We start from the raw sequence: 20,024 nt of genomic DNA, 5'->3' as shown, positions 1-20,024 counted from the left end.
AGACTATTTTTGCATCTTACCCAAAGGGAAATCGTGGCCATGAATAAAACAACAACCCGTGATTCCGGGGCGCTAAGCTTCTGGCATCACATTCGGCTTGTCCCGCTGTTCTCCGTCATCCTGGGAGGGATTCTGGTGTTGTTCGCGCTTTGCGGCGGGCTGGCAGGATACTTCCTTATGCAGGGCGACAGCGCGCTTAACAACGTAACGCAAGAGATACAGATTCGCAGTGGGCTTGCGGATAGCGCCAACCAGCTTCGCACGGCGCGTATCAATATGATCCACGCGGGCGCGGCCAGCCGCGTCGCGGAGATGGACGCCATGAAGCGCAACATCGCCGACGCGGAAAAAGCGATTGCGCAGGCCAACGTCGGTTTTAAACAGTATGTGGATCGCGCTACCCAAGCGGATTCCGAAGCGGCGCTCGACACCGAGCTGAAAGCCCGTTACGACGCCTACATCAGCGGCCTGGCGCCGATGCTGAAATATGCCAAAAACGGCATGTTCGAAGCGATTATCGAGCATGAAAACGAAACCGCCCGTAAGCTTGACGACGACTACAACCAGGTGCTGGCGAAAGCGCTGGCGAGCCGCACCGCGCGCGTTGAGCAACTGCGCAGCGACGCCAGCAGCCGCACCCACTTCAGCCTGATGGTGATGGTCGCCGCGTTCGCGGTCGCGCTGGTCATGACGCTGCTCACCTTCGTGGTGCTGCGTCGCGTGGTTATCGTTCCGCTGCAACATGCGGCGACGCGCATTGAAACTATCGCCAGCGGCGATCTGACGCTGCCGGAAGAGGCGACAGGGCGCAGCGAAATCGGCCGCCTGAGCCAGCATCTGCAAATGATGCAGCGGTCGCTGGTGAAAACCGTCAGCGCCGTGCGCGAAGGCGCGCAGGCGATTTACCAGGGCACCAGCGAAATCTCCGCGGGCAATACCGATCTCTCTTCACGCACCGAGCAGCAGGCCGCCGCGCTGGAGCAGACCGCCGCCAGCATGGAACAGCTGACCGCCACCGTGAAACAGAACGCCGACAACGCCCATCACGCCAGCAAACTGGCGCAGGACGCCTCCGGCAAAGCCACCACCGGCGGGCAGATTGTCTCCGGCGTAGTGACCACGATGGGCAATATCTCCAGCAGCTCGAAGAAAATCTCTGAAATCACGGCGGTGATTAACAGCATCGCCTTCCAGACCAACATCCTCGCGCTTAACGCCGCGGTGGAAGCGGCGCGTGCGGGCGAGCAGGGCCGCGGCTTCGCGGTCGTCGCCAGCGAAGTGCGCACGCTGGCGAGCCGCAGCGCCCAGGCGGCGAAAGAGATTGAAGGACTTATCAGCGAATCGGTGGCGCTTATCGATCGCGGCTCCAGCGAAGTCGTCAACGCCGGGGATACGATGAAAGGCATCGTCGAGGCGGTGAAACGCCTGACCGACATCATGCTGGAAATCGCGGCGGCGTCGGATGAACAGCGTCAGGGCATTGAGCAGGTGGCGCAGGCCATCGCCGAAATGGATAACGTGACGCAGCAGAACGCCTCGCTGGTGGAAGAGGCCTCCTCGGCGGCGGTATCGCTTGAAGAGCAGGCCGGTCGCCTGACGCAGGCCGTGGGCGCGTTCCGCTTAAGCGCCGCTTCAGCCGCGCGTAAAAACGAGCCGCAACCGCCCGCCGCGCAGCCGCTGGCGCCGGTCGTACCGCGCGCGGCGCTCGCCCAAAGCGACCACTGGGAAACCTTCTGATCTATCAAGGGCAGCGCAGCCTGCCCGCCGTTATACTCTTAGCCTGACTTTTGCCGCTCCCGTGAGCGGCTTTTTTTGGCGTGTCGTTTTCGGATTATGCTGTATCACTTTTCGCGTTTGCCGCCTGGCTTATTTCCGCATTCGTTGTCCATGCTTAAAGGGCTTTACTTTTGACAACCCTAATGGAGGCACGAGATGCAGATCAAAACCGCTCAGGATCTTTTTGTACATCTACTTTCAGACACCTATAGCGCCGAGAAACAGCTGACCCGCGCTCTGCCGAAGCTGGCCCGCGCCGCATCCGATGAAAAGCTGGCCGCGGCATTCCGCGCTCACCTCGAGGAAACCCGGGGCCAGATTGAACGCATCGATCAGGTGGTGGAAAGCGTGCCTGAGCTTAAACTGCGCCGCATCAAATGCGTGGCGATGGAAGGGCTGATTGAAGAAGGCCAGGAAGTGATTGATGAAATCGCCCAGGGCCCGGTACGCGACGCTGGCCTTATCGCCGCGGCGCAGAAAGTGGAGCACTATGAAATCGCCGCTTACGGCACGCTCTGCACCCTGGCGGAACAGTTAGGCTACAAAGACGCGAAAAAACTGCTGGCAGAAACGCTCGAAGAGGAGAAATCCACCGACGGCAAACTGACCACCATCGCGGAAACGGCGATCAACGCGAAAGCATCCAAAGCGGCGTAACCCCGCTTCTGCGCGCTTTACCCTCAAAGCGCGACGCGCCCAACCCCCGGCTTGCCGGGGGTTTTTTTATGCCTGCGTAAAAAGAAAAGGGCGCCGCAGCGCCCGGAAGTGAGAGTCATTTTTACTGCGTATTATCATCAAGGAACGGATAGTCGGTATAGCCGGTCGCGCCTTCGGCGTAGATGGTGGCGTCATCAAGCGGATTGTAAGGCCCGTTTCTGCGAAAACGCTCCACCAGATCGGGGTTAGCGATATAGATCTTGCCGAATGCCGCCGCGTCCGCTTCGCCGCTCGCAATGACCGCCTCGGCGCTCTCTTTGGTCAGCCCTTCGTTGGCAATCCAGGCGCCGGTGAATTTATGGCGGATCTGCGGCCCGACGCGGTTGGGCGTATCCAGCGCCTCACGCGAGAAGACAAACGCCAGGCGGCGCGCGTTCAGTTGCTCCAGCACATAACCGAACATCGCCACCGGGTCAGAATCGTGCATCGAATAGGAGTTAGACATCAGATTGAGATGCACCCCGACGCGGTCGGCAGGCCATTCGGTCAGCAGCGCGTCCACGGTTTCCAGCAGGAAGCGCGCGCGGTTTTCAATGCTCCCGCCGTATTGATCGGTGCGCTGGTTGGAGCCGTCATGCAGGAACTGATCGAACAGATACCCGTTCGCCGCATGGATCTCCACGGCGTCGAAGCCCGCGCGTTTGGCGTTAATCGCCGCGCGGCGGAAATCTTCCACGATGCCCGGAATTTCATGGGTTTCCAGCGCGCGCGGGGTGCCGTAAGGACGTTTCGGGCGCACTGTGGTCACATGGCCTTCCGGGGCGATAGCGCTCGGCGCGACCGGTTTTTCGCCGTTCAGAAAAACCGGGTCGGAGACGCGGCCTACGTGCCAGAGTTGCAGCACCATCCGGCCGCCCGCCTGATGCACCGCATCGACGATTTCGCGCCACGCGCCGACCTGTTTTTCCGACCAGATCCCCGGCGTGTTCGGGTAGCCGACGCCCTGCGGCGTCACGGAGGTGGCTTCGGTGAATATAAGCCCGGCGCTGGCGCGCTGCGTGTAGTACGTTTTCACCACGTCGCCCGGCGTGCGCTCGTCCACCGCGCGCATGCGCGTCAGCGGCGCCATCACGACGCGGTTTTTTAACTCCAGCGCGCCAATGTTTACCGGTTCTAACAGCGTTGACATAACAGAACTCCCGTCAGGATAAAGGCGTATCTGCCATTTAAACGATATCACGCGCCAGATGGCAAGCCTCGAGGCTTATTACTTTTCACGCTAATTAATTCCGCAACGGGTTTTGGGCTCAGTTGAGCATCGATTTGCGAATCGACGACAGCAGCGCCCGCGCGCCCTGGGAGAGCGGGGCGTCGACGCGGGTCAGAATGCCGATAGGCTCGCCGGGGCCAGGGATGGCGATGGGCAGCGCCGTCAGCGTGCCCTGGCGTAAATCCTCTTTGACCGCGCCCGAGGGCACAAACCAGACGTAGTTATAATCGACCGTTAACTGGCGCGAGAGCGACGCTGAGAGCGTTTCGATACAGGTGGCGGGGAGCTGGCACCCCTGACTTGCCAGCAGCGTTTCGGCGTTATCGCGCGGCACGGTGCCTTTGGGCGAAACCACCACCGGCCACTCCATCACCCGGCTCAGGGTGACGGTATCCTGCAACAGCGGGTGTCCGGGGCGCACCACCAGCTTCAGGGCTTCCATAAACAGCAGTTCGTAATTCAGCCCGTTCATCAACTCCGGATCGGACATCCGGCCCACGCCGAGATCCAGCTCGCCCGATTTCAGGCCCGCCAGCAGCATGGTGTTGTTCATGATGGCCACCTGCAGCGTGATATCGCTCTGCTGCTTGTGAAAAGGGCCAATCACCGCGGGCAGGACGCCGAGCGCGGCCGTGGGCAGCGCGCCGATACGCACGACGTCGCAGCCTTCTTCCGGCTTACGGTTCAGCGCCTGGCCGGCGTGATTGAGCGCGTCGAGCACTTTCACCGCGTGGGTGAGAAACTGCTCGCCAAGCAGCGTGAGCTGCGCGCCGAGGCGGCCGCGTTCAAACAGCCGCGCGCCGGTGAGCTGCTCCAGCTCGTTAAGCGTTTTGGAGAGCGCCGGCTGGCTGAGATTAAGGGTTTCCGCCGCACGCCCGAGGGTGCCCTGCTGAGCGACGGCGACGAAGGTATGCAAGTGGCGCAAGCGAATGCGCTGGGAGAACAAACCGTTTTTTTCCATAGCTGATGTTAAAAACAGAGCGGGAGCCGTGACAAGATAACTTGTTTAATTTTGATAACTTGCTAGCAAAATAATATTAACAAAACAGATAAATATGCAACATCATCCTCGGGACAATGGCGAAAAGAGTAACCCGCGGATCGGCCAGACGATTTTCATATGACAGGGTGTAAACCAGACGGCAGGCGGGGCCCGGAGTAAATGCGCGGTTCCCGGTTGTTTTGCCATGCGTTTTGCCGGACGTGCGGCGGCGGATGGCTTGTTACGTTTTGGATCACAAATTGTAAATTCTTCACCGCTGAAACTGCCGCGATTCTCTACAATCTCAGCAATATTCACTGGAGGCACGACACCATGGCGAACAGCATCACGGCAGATGAGATTCGGGAACATTTTTCGCAGGCCATGTCGGCCATGTACCAGGAAGAAGTGCCGCAGTACGGCACATTGCTGGAACTGGTGGCCGACGTGAACCTGGGGGTACTGGAAAGCCACCCGCAGCTGCATGAGCAGCTCGCCAACGCTGATGAGCTGGCGCGGCTTAACGTCGAGCGCCACGGGGCGATTCGCGTCGGCACCGCTGAGGAGCTGGCGACGCTCCGACGGATTTTCGCCATTATGGGAATGCACCCGGTTAGTTATTACGATCTCTCCCAGGCGGGCGTGCCGGTGCATTCGACGGCGTTTCGCCCGGTGGATGACGTGGCGCTGGCGCGTAACCCGTTTCGCATTTTTACCTCGCTGCTGCGCCTTGAGCTTATCGAAGACGAAAAGCTGCGCAAGCGCGCCGCCGCCGTGCTCGCCCGTCGCGATATCTTTACCCGCCGCTGCTATGAGCTGCTGAACATTTACGACGAACAGGGCGAATTTAACGCCGACCAGGCGCAGGAGTTTGTGCGCGAGGCGCTGGAAACCTTCCGCTGGCACAGCCATGCGACGGTGGACGCCGCCACCTATCAGGCGCTCCATGACGAGCACAGGCTGATTGCCGATGTGGTCTGCTTTCGCGGCTGCCACATCAACCACCTGACGCCGCGCACGCTGGATATCGACCGCGTGCAGGCGCTGATGCCGGAGTATGGCATTGAGCCGAAAGCCGTTATCGAAGGGCCGCCGCGCCGTGAGTTTCCCATTCTGCTGCGCCAGACCAGCTTTAAAGCGCTGGAGGAGCCGATTCGCTTTGGCGGCGACAGCCCCGGCACGCACACCGCGCGCTTCGGTGAAATCGAACAGCGCGGCATGGCGTTGACGCCCAAAGGCCGCGCGCTTTACGACGAACTGCTGGCGACGGCGGGGAGCGGTAAGGATAACCTGACGCATCAGCTTAAATTACAGGAGGCGTTCAGCCGCTTCCCGGACAGCGATACGCTGCTGCGCCGCCAGGGCCTGGCCTATTTCCGCTACCGCCTGACGCCGGTCGGCGAAACGCACCGTCAGGCTATTCGTCCCGGCGACGATCCGCAGACGCTCATCGAGCGCGGCTGGCTGGTGGCGCAGCCGATCATCTACGAAGATTTTCTGCCGGTCAGCGCCGCGGGGATTTTCCAGTCCAATCTCGGCGAGGACGCGCGGGCCCGCCGCCACGGCAACGCCAGCCGCGACACCTTCGAAGCGGCGCTCGGTTGCCCGGTGCTCGATGAGTTTGCGCTCTATCAGGAGGCGGAAGATCGCAGCAAACGACGTTGCGGTCTGCTCTGAAACGGCTACGCTCCCAGGATTGCCGTTTAAAAAAGGAAGAGGGATGCGCAACCTGGAAATGCCGATAGCTACCACCACGCACGGCGACGTGCGGGGGTGTACAGAAAATGATATCGCCGTGTGGCGGGGCATCCCGTATGCCGCGCCGCCGGTGGAAGAGCGCCGTTGGCGCGCGCCGCAGCCGCTAACCGCCTGGCAGGGCGTGCGCGACGCGACCGCGTTTTCCGCCGCCAGCTGGCAGAACGCCGGATTTTGCCGCGAGCTTGCCGGAGGCGATCCGGGCGCGTTCAGCGAAGATTGTCTCTATCTCAACGTCTGGGCGCCGGTCGCGCGCGAGACGCCGCTGCCGGTGATGGTCTGGCTGCACGGCGGCGGCTTTACGCTCGGCGCGGGTAGTCTGCCGCCGTATGACGGCCAGGCGCTGGCGCGCCGCGGCGTGGTGCTGGTGACGGTGAACTACCGGCTCGGGCATCTCGGCTTTTTCGCCCATCCGGCGCTGGAAGGCGAAGATCCTGCCGGGCCGGTTTATAACTTTGCGCTGCTCGATCAAATCGCCGCGCTGCGCTGGGTGCAGGATAACATCGCCGCCTTTGGCGGTGACCGTGACAACGTCACGCTCTTTGGCGAATCCGCCGGGGCGCGCAGCGTGCTGTCGCTGATGGCCTCGCCGCTCGCGAAAGGGCTGTTCCATAAAGCGATTATCCAGAGCGGCTACACGCTGCCGGATATCCCGCGCCGTAAAGCGCTGCGTAATGGCGCGGCGCTTACCCGTCATCTCGGGCTTGATAATCCCACCGCCGCTGATTTGCGCGCGCTGCCCGCCGATACCTTCTGGCCGCTCACCGCGCCATATGTCACCGGGCCTGCGCCGATTGCGGGCGATATCGTGCTGCCGGAGCCGATGCTCGAGACCTTCTTCGCCGCGCGCCAGCATCCGATGCCGGTGATGGTCGGCAGTAACAGCGATGAAGCCAGCGTGCTGGCCTATTTTGGCGTCAATCTGGAAGAGCAGATCCGCAAGCTGCGCCGCGAACGGCGTTTCGGGCTCGGGCTTATCCGGCTGCTGTACCCCGGCGTGCGCGGCGACCGCGAACTGGGGCGACAGGTCTGCCGCGATATGGCGTTCACCACGCTCGGCTTTGTGGTGATGCAGGCGCAAAGCCGACGCGGCGTGCCGTGCTGGCGCTACTGGTTTGATTATGTCGCCGTTGGCGAGCGGGAGACGTTCGCCAACGGCGCGTGGCACGGCAATGAAGTGCCTTACGTGTTTGATAACCTGGATCAGGTCGAGCCGCTGAAAGACTACGCCACGGCGGCGGATCGCGCTTTCGCAGGACAGGTGGCGGATTACTGGGTCAGCTTCGCAAAACACGCCAGCGCCCAAAGCCAGGCGCTTGACGGCCCGGTGCGCTGGCTCGCCTGCGTGCGCGGACGCGACCGTCTGCTGCGCATGGGGCTTGATAAAAAAGCGGGGTGGCGGCTGGAAAACCGCTTTATGCGCGCGCGCCTCGCGCTTTTTAAGCGCGTGATGCGCTACCACGTGACGCTGGACTAAGCGCGTAAAAAACAAAACCCCGCGCGGATGCGTGGGGTTATTACGGCGTTTCCCGAAAGAGAACCCGGCAAGGCCGGGCCACCGTGAGCTATCATCATTAAAATTATGGTGTCGACCGACGGTTTTGTATCGTGCTGGTGTCGGCCCCTCCCACAGGGAGGAATATTATAGGCATATACAGGGGCCTGAACGGCGCGACGCCGCCAGTCTCTGCGATGCCAGAAACTATCCTGTCCCGGTGCGGCTGGCAAGATGGCGCGTCATCGTTTTTTGTGATGGTTCCCGCGAATCCCTCCGAAACCCGCCGCGCCGCGCGGTTTTAGCGGGTGTGCATAAAGTAACCCGTTGATTTTACGGCTGCCCGCGCCGTCGCCCCTGACATAAATTTACCTGGCTTTAATCATCTATTAACCTGAAAAATAAGAAATTATTTAATTTTTCAGCCGCCTGTTGGCTTCATCCTGAATTTTGTCTAGAGTGAGCGGTCATATTGCTTGTAACATTTGCCGCCGCCAGGCTTCGGCCTCGCGAAATACCCCGACAAAAAAGGACGGTTTTCAGGCATGAACCGCAGACGTTTTATCAAGGCCTCGTTGGCCCTCGCCGCGGCATGCGGCACTCCAGGTCTCGCCACGCTTTTCTCCCGCAACGCCTGGGCGCAGGAGTCCGATATCGCGGACGGCCAGACGCGCGCCTTTGATTTCAGCGTGTTACAGGCTATGGCCTCTGAACTCGCGCAAAAACCGTGGGGCGGCGCGCCGCGCCCGCTGCCCGATACGCTCGCAAAGCTCACCCCGCAGGCCTATAACAGCATTCAGTATGACGCCGGGCATTCGCTGTGGAATAACATCGAGGGCCGCCAGCTCGACGTGCAGTTCTTCCACGTCGGCATGGGCTTTCGCCGCCGGGTGCGGATGTTCTCGCTCGATCCGGCGACCCGCCAGGCCCGCGAAGTGCATTTCCGCCCTGAGCTCTTTAACTACCACGACGCGGGCGTCGATACCCGCCAGCTGGAAGGGCAGACCGATCTCGGCTTCGCCGGTTTTCGCGCGTTCAAAGCGCCGGAGCTGGCGCGTCGCGATATCGTCTCCTTCCTTGGCGCAAGCTATTTCCGCGCGGTAGACAGCACCTACCAGTACGGGCTGTCGGCACGCGGGCTGGCGGTTGATACCTTTACCGATACGCCGGAAGAGTTCCCGGATTTCACCGCCTTCTGGTTTGAAACGCCGAAAGCGCAGGACACCACGTTTATCGCTTACGCGCTGCTGGACAGCCCGAGCGTGACCGGCGCCTATAAATTCATCATTCACTGCGAATCGAGCCAGGTGATCATGGAAGTGGAAAACTTCCTGTTCGCGCGCAAAGACATTAAACAGCTCGGTATCGCGCCGATGACCAGCATGTTCAGCTGCGGCACCAACGAACGCCGCATGTGCGACACCATTCACCCGCAGATTCACGACTCCGACCGCCTGGCGATGTGGCGCGGCAACGGCGAGTGGGTGTGCCGCCCGCTCAATAACCCGCAGCGCCTGCAGTTCAACGCGTTCGCGGACGAAAACCCGAAAGGGTTTGGCCTGTTGCAGACCGACCATAAATTCGAGAGCTACCAGGATGTCATGGGCTGGTATAACAAGCGCCCGAGCCTGTGGGTGGAGCCGCGCAACCGTTGGGGGAAAGGCTCCGTCTCGCTGATGGAAATCCCGACCACCGGCGAAACGCTGGATAACATCGTCTGCTTCTGGCAGCCGGAGAAACCGATCCGCGCCGGGGATAAGCTTAACTTCCAGTATCGTCTCTACTGGAGCGGCGACGCGCCGGTACGCACGCCGCTGGCGCGCGTTTACGCCACCCGCACCGGGATGGGCAGCTTCCCGGAAGGCTGGGCGCCGGGCGAGAACTTCCCGGCGCAGTGGTCGCGCCGCGTCGCCGTGGATTTTGTGGGCGGCGATCTCAAAGGCGCCGCGCCGCGCGGCATCGAGCCTGTGATCACGCTCTCCAGCGGCGAGGCGAAACAGGTGGAGATCCTCTACGTCGAGCCGTTTGACGGCTACCGCATTCAGTTCGACTGGTATCCGACGTCCGACTCCGTCGATCCGGTCGAAATGCGCATGTTCCTGCGCTGCCAGGGCGAGGCCATCAGCGAAACCTGGCTGTGGCAATATTTCCCGCCCGCGCCGGATAAACGCAAATATGTCGATGACCGGCAGATGCGCTAAGCTGTTCTCCACAAGCCCCGTTTCGACGGGGCTTTTTTTTGCGCTCAGGCGCAGAAAACCATGGGAAATCGGTTAACCCCGCCGATTCAGGCAGTGTTTTTACGCCGCGCGCTATGATAACTGTAGAGGTTCACTCATCAGAAGGAGACTCACTTGCCAAACGCCATCTCTCAGGACGAGATACTTATCGTTAACGAACATCTTGCGCTGCATGCCGTTCATGAACGGTTCGCAGAGCCGCTGTTCTCCCTGGTGCAGCGCAATAAAGACTGGCTGCAAAAAGCGATGAACTGGCCGCAGTACGTCACTAAAATCGAAGACACGCGCCAGACCGTTCAGAGCAACATGATGCTGCACCAGCGCGGCTACGCGAAAATGTTTATGATTTTGCTGGATGGCGAGATGGTGGGCGTGCTGTCGTTTAACCAGATAGAGCCGACTAACAAAACGGCGTATATCGGCTACTGGCTGGATGAGCGGCATCAGGGGCAGGGGATTATCTCTGGCGCGCTGCAAACGATGATGGCGCACTACGCGCAAACGGGCGAAGTACGACGGTTTGTCATTAAGTGCATCGTCACCAACGCGGCGAGCAACCGCGTGGCGCAGCGTAACGGCTTTACGCTGGAAGGGCGTTTAAAAGAGGCCGAATACCTGAACGGCCAGTTTCACGATCAGCATATCTACGCGCGTATTATCGACGCGGAGGCTTAAACCAGGCCCGGCAGCGGCGTGCGCTGAATATGTTCATCGCCGCCCAGCGTTTTAAAGCCGCACAGCCGGATGGTTTCGCCGGGCGGCGCGTCGATGACGACATCATCGTTTACCGTCACGCTGTCTTCGAGGATAACGTCGCCGCTGATACGCGCGCGTCCGGCGACCTTTACATGGTTATCGAGCCGTACCGGGCCGCCGGTAATCACCGCGTGCTCACCCACGCGCACATGATGCCCCAGCAGGCATTCGCCCTCGATAACCGCGTGGCCGGAGACGTCCGAGCTGTAACGCACCGTCGGCGAGGCGTTCTCCTCCGTGCCCGCCACCAGCCGGGCGTGACCGTGAATTTTCGCGCAGTCGCAGACCCAGACGTCGTTCTCGTCGTTGCCTTCGAGAATAGCGTTTTCAAACACCTGCGCGCGATGCTCGATAAACGCGTGCGTCACCAGCGCGTGGCCGTAAATCCGGGCCTGATGCACCACCCGCGAGGCGCTGACCGTGGCGCTGCCGTAAATATGCAGCGCGCTGTCGCTGTCCGCCGTTAAGCCTTTCGCGCCGACCACCAGGCTGTTTTGCATCACCCGCGCATCACCAAAAATATGACATTCGCCGCGCACCGCCGAGCGCTGCACCATCGCGCGGCCGCTGACGTGCGCGCCGTCGCTGATTTCGGCGGCGTCAATCCAGGCATCGTCGCCGATAACCGCGTCATGATGAACAACGCAGGTCTGGCTTAAGCGCGCGTTGCCGCGCACTTTCGCGCCCGCAAACACCACGCTGTTGTGGTCATACACCCAGCACGCGCCCTGCTGGCTGAGGTTCTCCTCGCTTTCCACCCAGCCGCCGGGCGTCCCGGCGCTCACATCGGCGAAATCGCGCAGCGCGATAAGCTGGCGCAGCGTCACGGTGCAGGGCTCGCCGTGGCGGGTATAGCGAAAGACGCGCGTGGCTTCGCTGAGCTGGTATTTATTCATCAGGATTTCCTTGCCAGAGACGATAAATTAACCGTAGCAAATTTTTACGCGCCGGGAAGGCGATAGCGTTCGTGAGGGAAGTTTTATAAAATGCATGCAGAATATATCTTTGCCGCTTCGCCGGCAGACCTCTCTTAAGGAACCCCCATGACCGTTCGTGATGAAAACTATTTCACTGAAAAATATGGCCTGACGGCCACGCACTCTGACGTGTTAAACGCCGTGAATTATGTCGAGCCGGGCCGCGCGCTGGATCTCGGCTGCGGCAACGGGCGCAACAGCCTTTACCTCGCCGCCCGTGGGTTTGACGTCACCGCGTGGGATAAAAACCCGGCGAGCATCGCCAACCTTGAGCGCATCGCGGCGGCGGAAGGGCTCAGTAACCTGCATATCGCGGTGAAAGATTTAAATACGCTGCGGTTTGACGGGGAATATGACTTTATTCTCTCCACCGTGGTGATGATGTTTCTTGAGCGCGACACTATTCCCGGGCTTATCGATAATATGCAGCGCTGCACCGCGCCGGGCGGGTATAACCTGATTGTCGCGGCGATGGATACCGATGATTACCCGTGCACTGTCGGCTTTCCGTTCGCGTTCCGCGAAGGGGAACTGCGCCGTTATTACGAGGGCTGGGAGCTGATTAAATACAATGAAGATGTCGGTCAGCTTCATAAAACCGACGCCAGCGGCAACCGTATTCGCTTACGTTTTGCGACGATGCTCGCGAAAAAACGTTAATGTGATTATCTTTTACGGAGCCGCCGTCAGCGCGGCTCTGAATTAATGCCATTAACTTTTTTATATATTTTCATAATTAGCATCAACTTTATTTATTGTTCTAATCCGATTTTATAGCCCCGATCGCTTTTTTCTCTTATCCCGTCGTTTTTATTACTCTTTTCTCACCGCCGTTTGCTATACATTCTGTGCACATCCAATCACAGGTAACGTTCTATGCACAGCACATCGGTATTTAAAGCTTCCGGCGTGGCGGCGCTATTGCTGCTTGCCGGTTGTTCCTCCAGCACCACCAAACCCGAGCAATACTCCGGCTTCCTGAAAGACTATTCGGGCCTTGAAAAAACCACGTCAGCTACCGGCAAACCGGTGATGCGCTGGGTCGCGCCGGGCTTTAATCTGAATAATTACGATTCTATCGTTTACAACCCGGTGGTCTATTATCCGGCCCCGAAACCGACCGGACAGATCTCTCAGAAGGTTCTCGATGGCCTGCTGAATTACACCAACGACAAACTGAAAACCGCGGCTGCAAGCCGTAAGCCGCTGGTGGCGACGCCAGGGCCGCGCAGCGTGATTTTCCGCGGCGCGATTACCGCCGTCGACAGCAGCAAAGAGGGGCTGCAATTCTATGAAGTGCTGCCGATTGCGCTTGTCGTGGCCGGTACTCAGGTCGCGACTGGCCATCGCACGATGGACACCAGCCTGTTCTTTGAAGGCGAGCTGATTGACGCGGCGACGCAAAAAACCGTGGTGAAAGTGGTGCGTAAAGGTGAGGGGAAAGATCTCAGCAACGAGAAGACCCCGCTCACGGTCGATAACCTCAAACAGGTGATCGACGACATGGCAACCGACGCGCGCATGTTCGATCCCGCGCCGAAATAAACCGAACAGAGGGAGCCCGACTCCCTCTTTTTTATCCCGCCCGGCGCGCCAGCAGCGCGTAGCTTATCCCGCCCGCTATCAACCCCCAGAACGCCGACCCGACGCCGAGCAGCGTGACGCCGGACGCCGTCACCAGAAACGTTATCAGCGCCGCGTCGCGGGCGCGCTCATTCACCAGCGCCTGATGCAGACTGCCGCCAATGGTGCCGAGCAGCGCCAGCCCGGCGAGCGTTTGCAGCCACGGCAGAGGCAGGGCGGTCATCAGCGCGCCGACGGAGCCGCCGCACACGCCCGCCAGCAGATAAAACACGCCCGCCATCGCCGCCGCCATCCAGCGTTTTTCGCGCTCCGGGTGCGCCTCCGGGCTCTGGCAGATGGCCGCGGTAATGGCGGCAATGCAGATGGAAAAAACGCCAAAGGGCGCAAGGAGCAGCGCCAGCAGGCCGGTCGCGACCATCAGCGGCGAGACCGGCACCCGGTAGCCGGACGCCTGCAGCGTGGCGACGCCCGGCGCGTTCTGCGAGGCCATCGTCACCAGAAAGAAGGGCAGGCCGACGCCGAGCAGCGAAGAGAGGCTGAACGCGGGGGAGACAAACTCCGGCGGCGCGAGGCGAAAATGCAGCGCCGCCGTATTCACCTCGCCCTGCAACAGACAGACCGCGACGCCCGCCAGCAGCGCGGCCACCACGGCGTAGCGCGGCGCGAAGACTTTACAGAGCAGCCAGGCGCCCGTCATGGCGGCGCACAACGCAAAATGCCCCTCCAGCATGCCGAACGCCTGTAGCCCGAAGCGCAGCAGAATGCCCGCCAGCATCGCGGCGGCAAGGCCCGGCGGAATAATGTTCATCAGGCGGGCGAACAGCCCGGTAGCGCCGCAGATGACGATAAGCGCCGAGGCGAAAATAAAAATCCCGACCGCCTCATGCAGATCGCTGCCCGCAAGCCCCGTCGCCAGCAGCGCCGCGCCGGGCGTCGACCAGGCGGTCAGCACCGGCGCGCGATACCACAGGCTTAGCGCGAGCGTGCTGACGCCCATGCCGATGCCGAGCATCGTCATCCAGCCCGCCGTTTGCGCGGGCGTGGCGCCTGCCGCCGCGGCGGCCTGCCAGATAATGGCGGCAGAGCTGGCGTAGCCCACCAGTACCGCCACAAACCCTGCAATGACGGCAGACGCCGGGGGAAGAGAAAAGCGCATATTTGCTCCGCTGTGCGTTATAACGTCCAGCGACTCTATCATCGTGCGCTATAACGCACAAGGCGCTATACTGGCCGCTATTAAAGGAGAGCGTATGGATATCACCGCCCATCTCGCGCAGACGCTGAAAGCGCTGCGCCAGCAGAAAAACTGGAGCCTGACCCAGGCGGCGCAGGAAACCGGCGTGTCGAAAGCGATGCTCGGCCAGATAGAGCGCAACGAATCGAGCCCGACGGTCGCCACGCTGTGGAAAATCGCCACCGGCTTTAACGTGCCGTTTTCGGCGTTTATCACGCCGCCTGCGCCGGGGGCGCGCACCGTGTTTGACGCCCAGCAGACGATGCTGGTGGAGCCACTGTTTCCGTGGGATGAACAGCTGCGCTTCGATATGCTCGCCGTCACGCTCGCCCCCGGCGCGCAGAGCGACTCCACGCCCCATGAGCGCGGCGTAACGGAGCATGTGGTGGTGATTGAGGGCGAGCTGGAGCTACAGACAGACGGCGTCTGGCGGCGGCTCGGCCCCGGCGAAGGGCTGAAGTTTTCCGGCGACCGGCCGCACGCCTACCGCAACGCGACGCCGCTGCCGGTGCGTTTTCATTCGCTGATCCACTACCCGGCGCCATAAAAAAAACCGCAAGCGAGCTTGCGGCCAACGACAATCTACAACGACACGATGAAACTGAGGTGATAAGTCAGGAATACCGCTCCAGCGTATCCCTTGCGCCGCGCCGCGTGAAATAAACCTTTGTGCAATACTTTGCCGTAAAACGGCAAACCCGCGACGGGGCCGTGAAAGAGTTTCCGAACGCCCGGAATGTGACTACAATAGCCGCCTTTCAAATAACGGATAACGACGAATTATGCGCCTGCAATCGCATCACCTTGAACTGCTCAGCCCCGCCCGCGATACCGCCATCGCCCGCGAAGCCATTCTGCACGGCGCAGATGCAGTCTATATCGGCGGCCCCGGTTTCGGCGCCCGCCACAACGCCAGCAACAGCCTCCAGGACATCGCAGACCTGGTGCCGTTCGCCCATCGCTTCGGCGCGAAGGTGTTTATCACCCTTAACACTATTCTGCATGACGACGAACTGGAGCCGGCCCGTAAGCTTATCGGCCAGCTTTATGACGCGGGCGTCGACGCCCTGATCGTGCAGGACATGGGCATTATGGAGCTGGATATTCCGCCCATCGAGCTGCATGCCAGTACCCAGTGCGATATCCGCAGCGTCGAGAAAGCGAAATTCCTCTCCGATGCCGGTTTCTCGCAAATCGTGCTGGCGCGCGAGCTGAACCTCAACCAGATCCGCGCCATTCATGAAAACACCGACGCCACCATCGAATTCTTTATTCATGGCGCGCTGTGCGTGGCCTATTCAGGCCAGTGCAATATCTCCCACGCCCAGACCGGGCGCAGCGCCAACCGCGGCGACTGCTCGCAGGCCTGCCGCCTGCCGTACACCCTGAAAGACGATCAGGGCCGCGTGGTGGCGTATGAGAAACACCTGCTGTCGATGAAAGATAACGATCAAACCGCCAACCTGGCGGCGCTGATTGACGCAGGCGTGCGCTCCTTCAAGATTGAAGGGCGCTACAAAGACATGAGCTACGTGAAAAACATCACGGCGCACTACCGTCAGATGCTCGACGCCATTATTGAGGATCGCGGCGATCTGGCGCGCTCATCAGCAGGCAACACGGCGCACTACTTCGTGCCGTCCACCGAGAAGACCTTCCACCGCGGCAGCACCGACTACTTCGTTAACGCCCGTAAGATAGATATCGGCGCGTTCGATACCCCGACGTTTGTCGGCCTGCCGGTCGGCGAAGTGCTGAGCGTCGGCAAAGAGCATCTGGATGTGGAAGTCACCGAGCCGCTGGCGAACGGCGACGGGCTGAACGTTATGATCAAACGCGAAGTGGTGGGCTTTCGCGTCAATGTGGCGGAAAAAACCGGTGAAAACCGCTACCGCGTCTTCCCGAACGAGATGCCGGCGGCGCTGAAAACACTGCGCCCGCACCACAAGCTTAACCGCAACCTTGATCACAACTGGCAGCAGGCGCTGCTGAAAACCTCCAGCGAGCGCCGCATCGGCGTGGATATCGAACTCGGCGGCTGGCAGGAACAGCTGATCCTGACCATCACCAGCGAAGACGGCGTCAGCGTGACGCATACGCTCGACGGGCAGTTCGACGAAGCTAACAACCCGGAAAAAGCGCTGACCAGCCTGAAAGAGGGCCTGGCGAAACTGGGGCAGACTATCTATTTCGCCCGCGACGTGCAGATTACGCTGCCGGGCGCGCTGTTTGTGCCTAACAGCCAGCTCAACGCGTTCCGTCGTGAAGCGGTCGAGGCGCTGGACGCCGCGCGCCTGGCGAACTACCAGCGCGGCGCGCGCAAGCCGGTCTCCGTGCCGCCGCCGGTCTACCCGGAAACGCACCTGAGCTTCCTCGCGAACGTCTACAACCATAAGGCGCGTGAATTTTACCAGCGCTATGGCGTGCAGCTTATCGACGCCGCGTATGAGGCGCATGAGGAAAAAGGCGACGTGCCGGTGATGATCACCAAACACTGCCTGCGCTTTGCCTTTAACCTCTGCCCGAAACAGGCGAAAGGCAACATCAAGAGCTGGAAGGCGACGCCGATGCAGCTGGTGCACGGCGACGAAGTGTTAACGCTGCGTTTTGACTGCAAACCCTGCGAAATGCACGTCGTCGGCAAGATCAAAAACCATATCCTGAAAATGCCGCAGCCGGGCAGCGTGGTCGCGTCCATCAGCCCGGAAGATCTGCTGAAAACCCTGCCGAAACGCAAAAACGCCTGATTGTTCTTCCCCAAAAGCCAGAGCCTGCGCTCTGGCTTTTTTTTATCTTCATTCCATGCCGCTCAACAAACCCGCACAAACTGGCCGTTCTCCAGGCAATTGCGCCGCTTCGCTTAAAAATAGGGTTGTCAGAATACCGCAAATCAAACTACTGTATATAAACACAGTAAATAACAACATAATGAATGGATGGAGCACGCCATGTTAATGATGCGTCTCTTGCCACAACCTGATGCCGGGGAGTTGCCGCTGTTTCTTGAGACAGTGGCCTGCGGTTTCCCGTCGCCCGCTCAGGATTACGTCGAAAAGCGCGTGAGCCTCGACGCGCACTGCATTGTGCACCCGAATGCCACCTATTTTTTACGGGCGGCCGGGGAGTCGATGAACGGCGCCGGGATCGAGGATGGCGATCTGCTGGTGGTGGACAGCGCCCTGAAGCCGCAGGAGGGCGACATTGTCGTGGCCGCGCTGGAAGGGGAGTTCACCGTGAAAACCCTGCGGCTGCGTCCGGTCGCGCAGCTGGTGCCGATGAACCCGGATTTCGCGCCGATCCCGCTTGGCGGTGACGCCGAGGTAGTGATTTTCGGCGTGGTGACCTGGGTGCTGAAGAAGAGGCGCTGAGATGTACGCGCTGGTGGATGTGAACAGCTTTTACGCCTCCTGCGAGATGGTGTTTCGCCCGGATCTGCGGGATAAACCGGTCGTGGTGCTGAGCAACAACGACGGCTGCGTCATTGCCCGCAGCCGCCAGGCGAAGGCGCTCGGCATCACCATGGCGGAGCCCTATTTCAAACAGCGCGCGCTCTTTGAGCGTCATCGCGTGGCGGTCTTCAGCTCCAACTACGCGTTTTATGCCGACATGAGCAAACGCGTGATGGATATTCTCGAAGAGATGGCGCCGCAGGTGGAGATCTACTCGATCGACGAGGCGTTTGTCGATCTGCGCGGCGTCAGTAACGTCATGTCGCTGACCACGTTTGCGCAGGAGATCCGCGACCGCCTCTGGCGCGAAACCCATCTGCCGGTCGGCGTGGGCATCGCGCCGACTAAAACGCTCGCCAAGCTCGCCAATCTCGCCACTAAAAAATGGCCGAAGTCGGGCGCGGTCGTCGATCTCTCCGACCCGGCCCGGCTGCGCAGGGCGCTGGCGCATTTTAAGGTGGAGGACGTCTGGGGCGTCGGGCGCAGGCTCAGCAAAAAGCTGGCGGCGATGGGCATTGAGACCGCGTTTGATCTGGCCAACAGCCCGGCGTGGGTGATCCGCAAAAATTTCAATGTGGTGCTGGAGCGCACCGTGCGGGAACTGCGCGGCGAGCCCTGTCTGGCAATGGATGAATTTGTCGCGGCGAAACAGCAGATCGTGTGCAGCCGTTCGTTTGGCTACCGCGTCACGGCTTATCAGGATATGCGCCAGGCGGTCTGCGCCTGGGCGGAGCGCGCCGCGGAGAAACTGCGTCAGGAGCATCAGTTCTGCCGCCAGGTGGCGGTGTTTATCCGCACCAGCCCGCATGACGAGCCGGACGACCGCTACAGCAATCAGGCGCTGTGCCAGGCGCTGACGCCCACCAACGACACCCGCGAAATCGTGCGGCTGGCGGTAAGCGCGCTGGACGCCATCTGGCGCGAAGGGTATCGCTATATCAAGGCGGGCGTCATGCTGGGGGATTTTTTCAGCCAGGGCGTGGCGCAGCTTAATCTCTTCGACGAACACCCGCCGCAGGCCAACAGCGCGCCGCTGATGCATCTGCTGGATGAATATAATCGCTCAGGCAGGGGGAAGCTCTGGTTCGCAGGCCAGGGGATCGTCAAGCCCTGGGCAATGAAGCGCGAATTTCTCTCGCCCGGCTACACTACCCGTTTCAGTGAATTGCCGCGCGCGAGTTTGTGGTGAGGCGGGCTAAAACATTTATGTTGTCTTTACGCCTTCGCCGCGCTGCCGGTTAAACCAGACCATAAACGCTGCACGGCGACAATAAAAGTCCGCCAGGTAAGGCGTTTCTGATCTTGTAATACCCCCTCAACACCGCTCCACCAGGCCAAACTCCTCAAACATCAGCGGCATGTCGGGAGAGAAACAGCCGGCGCGGGTGAAAAACGCTTCATGCTCATTGCGCCAGTAAGCGAGGCTTAAGTCGCCTTCGCCTTCCAGGGCGGCGAGCTGTTCGGTGACGTCGCAGAAGTTCACCAGCCGCAGCGTGTGGGTGCGAATAACGCACAGCGGCTCGCCCGCGCCGTTGAGGATAATATGGTAATCCCCCGGCAGGGTCGGGTCGGCGTCCTGCCGCCAGGCGTGATAGTCGCTGCAGCTGGCGCGTTTGGCGCCGTCCGCCACCAGCGCGCCCAGCTCATCCGCCATGTGCGGTGAGTCGCCAAAGCCCCAGGCCCGCGCGCCGGGATATTTCTGTTGCAGTTCGTCTACGGTCATTCTGATACTTCCTTGTTAAATTAATGTAAGAAAATAGCATATCGTGAAAAAAGAAAGCCAGCTAATGATTATTTAACCGTCTGGCGTGATTAATTAATCGGCCCGGTGAAATAAGCCGCTGTTTTT

The 20,024-nt window shown here is 60.5% G+C and carries 17 protein-coding genes; 12 read left to right on the top strand and 5 right to left on the bottom strand.

Annotated features, from left to right (window positions below; translation table 11 throughout):
- The first annotated feature begins 39 nt into the window (after positions 1 to 39).
- Together AFK65_RS10565 and AFK65_RS10560 are read left to right on the top strand one after the other, a co-directional pair.
- On the top strand, positions 40 to 1,737 hold the full coding sequence (locus tag AFK65_RS10565) for a methyl-accepting chemotaxis protein (RefSeq protein ID WP_038857106.1): 1,698 nt from the start codon (positions 40 to 42) through the stop codon (positions 1,735 to 1,737).
- Positions 1,738 to 1,932: 195 nt separating this feature from the next.
- Positions 1,933 to 2,433 (top strand): YciE/YciF ferroxidase family protein, encoded by a 501-nt coding sequence (locus AFK65_RS10560; protein WP_007698019.1) that lies wholly within the window; start codon positions 1,933 to 1,935, stop codon positions 2,431 to 2,433.
- Between the two features lie 121 nt (positions 2,434 to 2,554).
- On the opposite strand, the gene AFK65_RS10555 is transcribed toward AFK65_RS10560, so the two are convergent.
- Both AFK65_RS10555 and AFK65_RS10550 read right to left on the bottom strand, forming a co-directional pair.
- On the bottom strand, positions 2,555 to 3,622 hold the full coding sequence (locus AFK65_RS10555) for an alkene reductase (RefSeq protein WP_038857107.1): 1,068 nt from the start codon (positions 3,620 to 3,622) through the stop codon (positions 2,555 to 2,557).
- Positions 3,623 to 3,740: 118 nt separating this feature from the next.
- A complete protein-coding gene (locus AFK65_RS10550; RefSeq protein WP_007698008.1) occupies positions 3,741 to 4,664 on the bottom strand; it encodes a LysR substrate-binding domain-containing protein in 924 nt (307 codons plus the stop codon).
- A 354-nt stretch (positions 4,665 to 5,018) separates the two neighbouring features.
- Here AFK65_RS10550 and hglS point away from each other — a divergent pair, with 354 nt between their 5' ends.
- The 4 genes from hglS to rimL all read left to right on the top strand — a co-directional run bounded on the left by hglS (position 5,019) and on the right by rimL (position 10,850).
- A complete protein-coding gene (hglS, locus tag AFK65_RS10545; RefSeq protein WP_038857109.1) occupies positions 5,019 to 6,362 on the top strand; it encodes a 2-oxoadipate dioxygenase/decarboxylase HglS in 1,344 nt (447 codons plus the stop codon).
- A gap of 43 nt (positions 6,363 to 6,405) precedes the next feature.
- The gene (locus AFK65_RS10540; protein ID WP_038857110.1) at positions 6,406 to 7,917 is read left to right on the top strand and encodes a carboxylesterase/lipase family protein; all 1,512 of its coding nucleotides are present in this window, start codon (positions 6,406 to 6,408) and stop codon (positions 7,915 to 7,917) included.
- Between the two features lie 563 nt (positions 7,918 to 8,480).
- On the top strand, positions 8,481 to 10,136 hold the full coding sequence (locus AFK65_RS10535; RefSeq protein WP_038857111.1) for a glucan biosynthesis protein D: 1,656 nt from the start codon (positions 8,481 to 8,483) through the stop codon (positions 10,134 to 10,136).
- A gap of 153 nt (positions 10,137 to 10,289) precedes the next feature.
- Complete coding sequence (gene rimL / locus AFK65_RS10530; protein WP_007697981.1) at positions 10,290 to 10,850, top strand: 50S ribosomal protein L7/L12-serine acetyltransferase; 561 nt, start codon at positions 10,290 to 10,292, stop codon at positions 10,848 to 10,850.
- Here the strand turns inward: rimL and ydcK are convergent.
- A complete protein-coding gene (gene ydcK / locus AFK65_RS10525) occupies positions 10,847 to 11,827 on the bottom strand; it encodes a YdcK family protein (RefSeq protein WP_038857113.1) in 981 nt (326 codons plus the stop codon). The two genes, rimL and ydcK, sit on opposite strands and share 4 nt — an antisense overlap.
- A 147-nt stretch (positions 11,828 to 11,974) precedes the next feature.
- On the opposite strand from ydcK, the gene tehB reads away from it, so the two are divergent.
- Both tehB and AFK65_RS10515 read left to right on the top strand, forming a co-directional pair.
- Positions 11,975 to 12,568, top strand: a complete 594-nt coding sequence (gene tehB, locus AFK65_RS10520) for a tellurite resistance methyltransferase TehB (protein WP_038857116.1) — start codon at positions 11,975 to 11,977, stop codon at positions 12,566 to 12,568.
- Between the two features lie 216 nt (positions 12,569 to 12,784).
- Positions 12,785 to 13,453, top strand: a complete 669-nt coding sequence (locus AFK65_RS10515; RefSeq protein WP_007697972.1) for a DUF3313 domain-containing protein — start codon at positions 12,785 to 12,787, stop codon at positions 13,451 to 13,453.
- A gap of 31 nt (positions 13,454 to 13,484) precedes the next feature.
- On the opposite strand, the gene AFK65_RS10510 is transcribed toward AFK65_RS10515, so the two are convergent.
- Positions 13,485 to 14,648, bottom strand: coding sequence for a benzoate/H(+) symporter BenE family transporter (locus AFK65_RS10510; protein ID WP_038857117.1), 1,164 nt, complete (start codon positions 14,646 to 14,648; stop codon positions 13,485 to 13,487).
- A 94-nt stretch (positions 14,649 to 14,742) separates the two neighbouring features.
- On the opposite strand from AFK65_RS10510, the gene AFK65_RS10505 reads away from it, so the two are divergent.
- The 4 genes from AFK65_RS10505 to umuC all read left to right on the top strand — a co-directional run bounded on the left by AFK65_RS10505 (position 14,743) and on the right by umuC (position 19,364).
- Positions 14,743 to 15,273 (top strand): helix-turn-helix domain-containing protein, encoded by a 531-nt coding sequence (locus tag AFK65_RS10505; protein ID WP_038857118.1) that lies wholly within the window; start codon positions 14,743 to 14,745, stop codon positions 15,271 to 15,273.
- 235 nt (positions 15,274 to 15,508) lie between these two features.
- Positions 15,509 to 17,473, top strand: a complete 1,965-nt coding sequence (locus tag AFK65_RS10500) for a peptidase U32 family protein (protein WP_038857120.1) — start codon at positions 15,509 to 15,511, stop codon at positions 17,471 to 17,473.
- A 201-nt stretch (positions 17,474 to 17,674) separates the two neighbouring features.
- On the top strand, positions 17,675 to 18,094 hold the full coding sequence (umuD, locus tag AFK65_RS10495) for a translesion error-prone DNA polymerase V autoproteolytic subunit (protein WP_007697201.1): 420 nt from the start codon (positions 17,675 to 17,677) through the stop codon (positions 18,092 to 18,094).
- Position 18,095: 1 nt separating this feature from the next.
- A complete protein-coding gene (umuC, locus tag AFK65_RS10490) occupies positions 18,096 to 19,364 on the top strand; it encodes a translesion error-prone DNA polymerase V subunit UmuC (RefSeq protein ID WP_038857124.1) in 1,269 nt (422 codons plus the stop codon).
- Between the two features lie 126 nt (positions 19,365 to 19,490).
- Here umuC and AFK65_RS10485 read toward each other — a convergent pair whose 3' ends face one another.
- A complete protein-coding gene (locus tag AFK65_RS10485; RefSeq protein ID WP_007697204.1) occupies positions 19,491 to 19,898 on the bottom strand; it encodes an ASCH domain-containing protein in 408 nt (135 codons plus the stop codon).
- Positions 19,899 to 20,024 lie beyond the last annotated feature (126 nt).

The sequence above is a fragment of the Cronobacter universalis NCTC 9529 genome (assembly GCF_001277175.1).
GTDB lineage: Bacteria > Pseudomonadota > Gammaproteobacteria > Enterobacterales > Enterobacteriaceae > Cronobacter > Cronobacter universalis.
The sequence above is the reverse complement of the archived record's forward strand: the minus strand, read 5'-3'. Positions and strand labels throughout refer to the sequence as shown.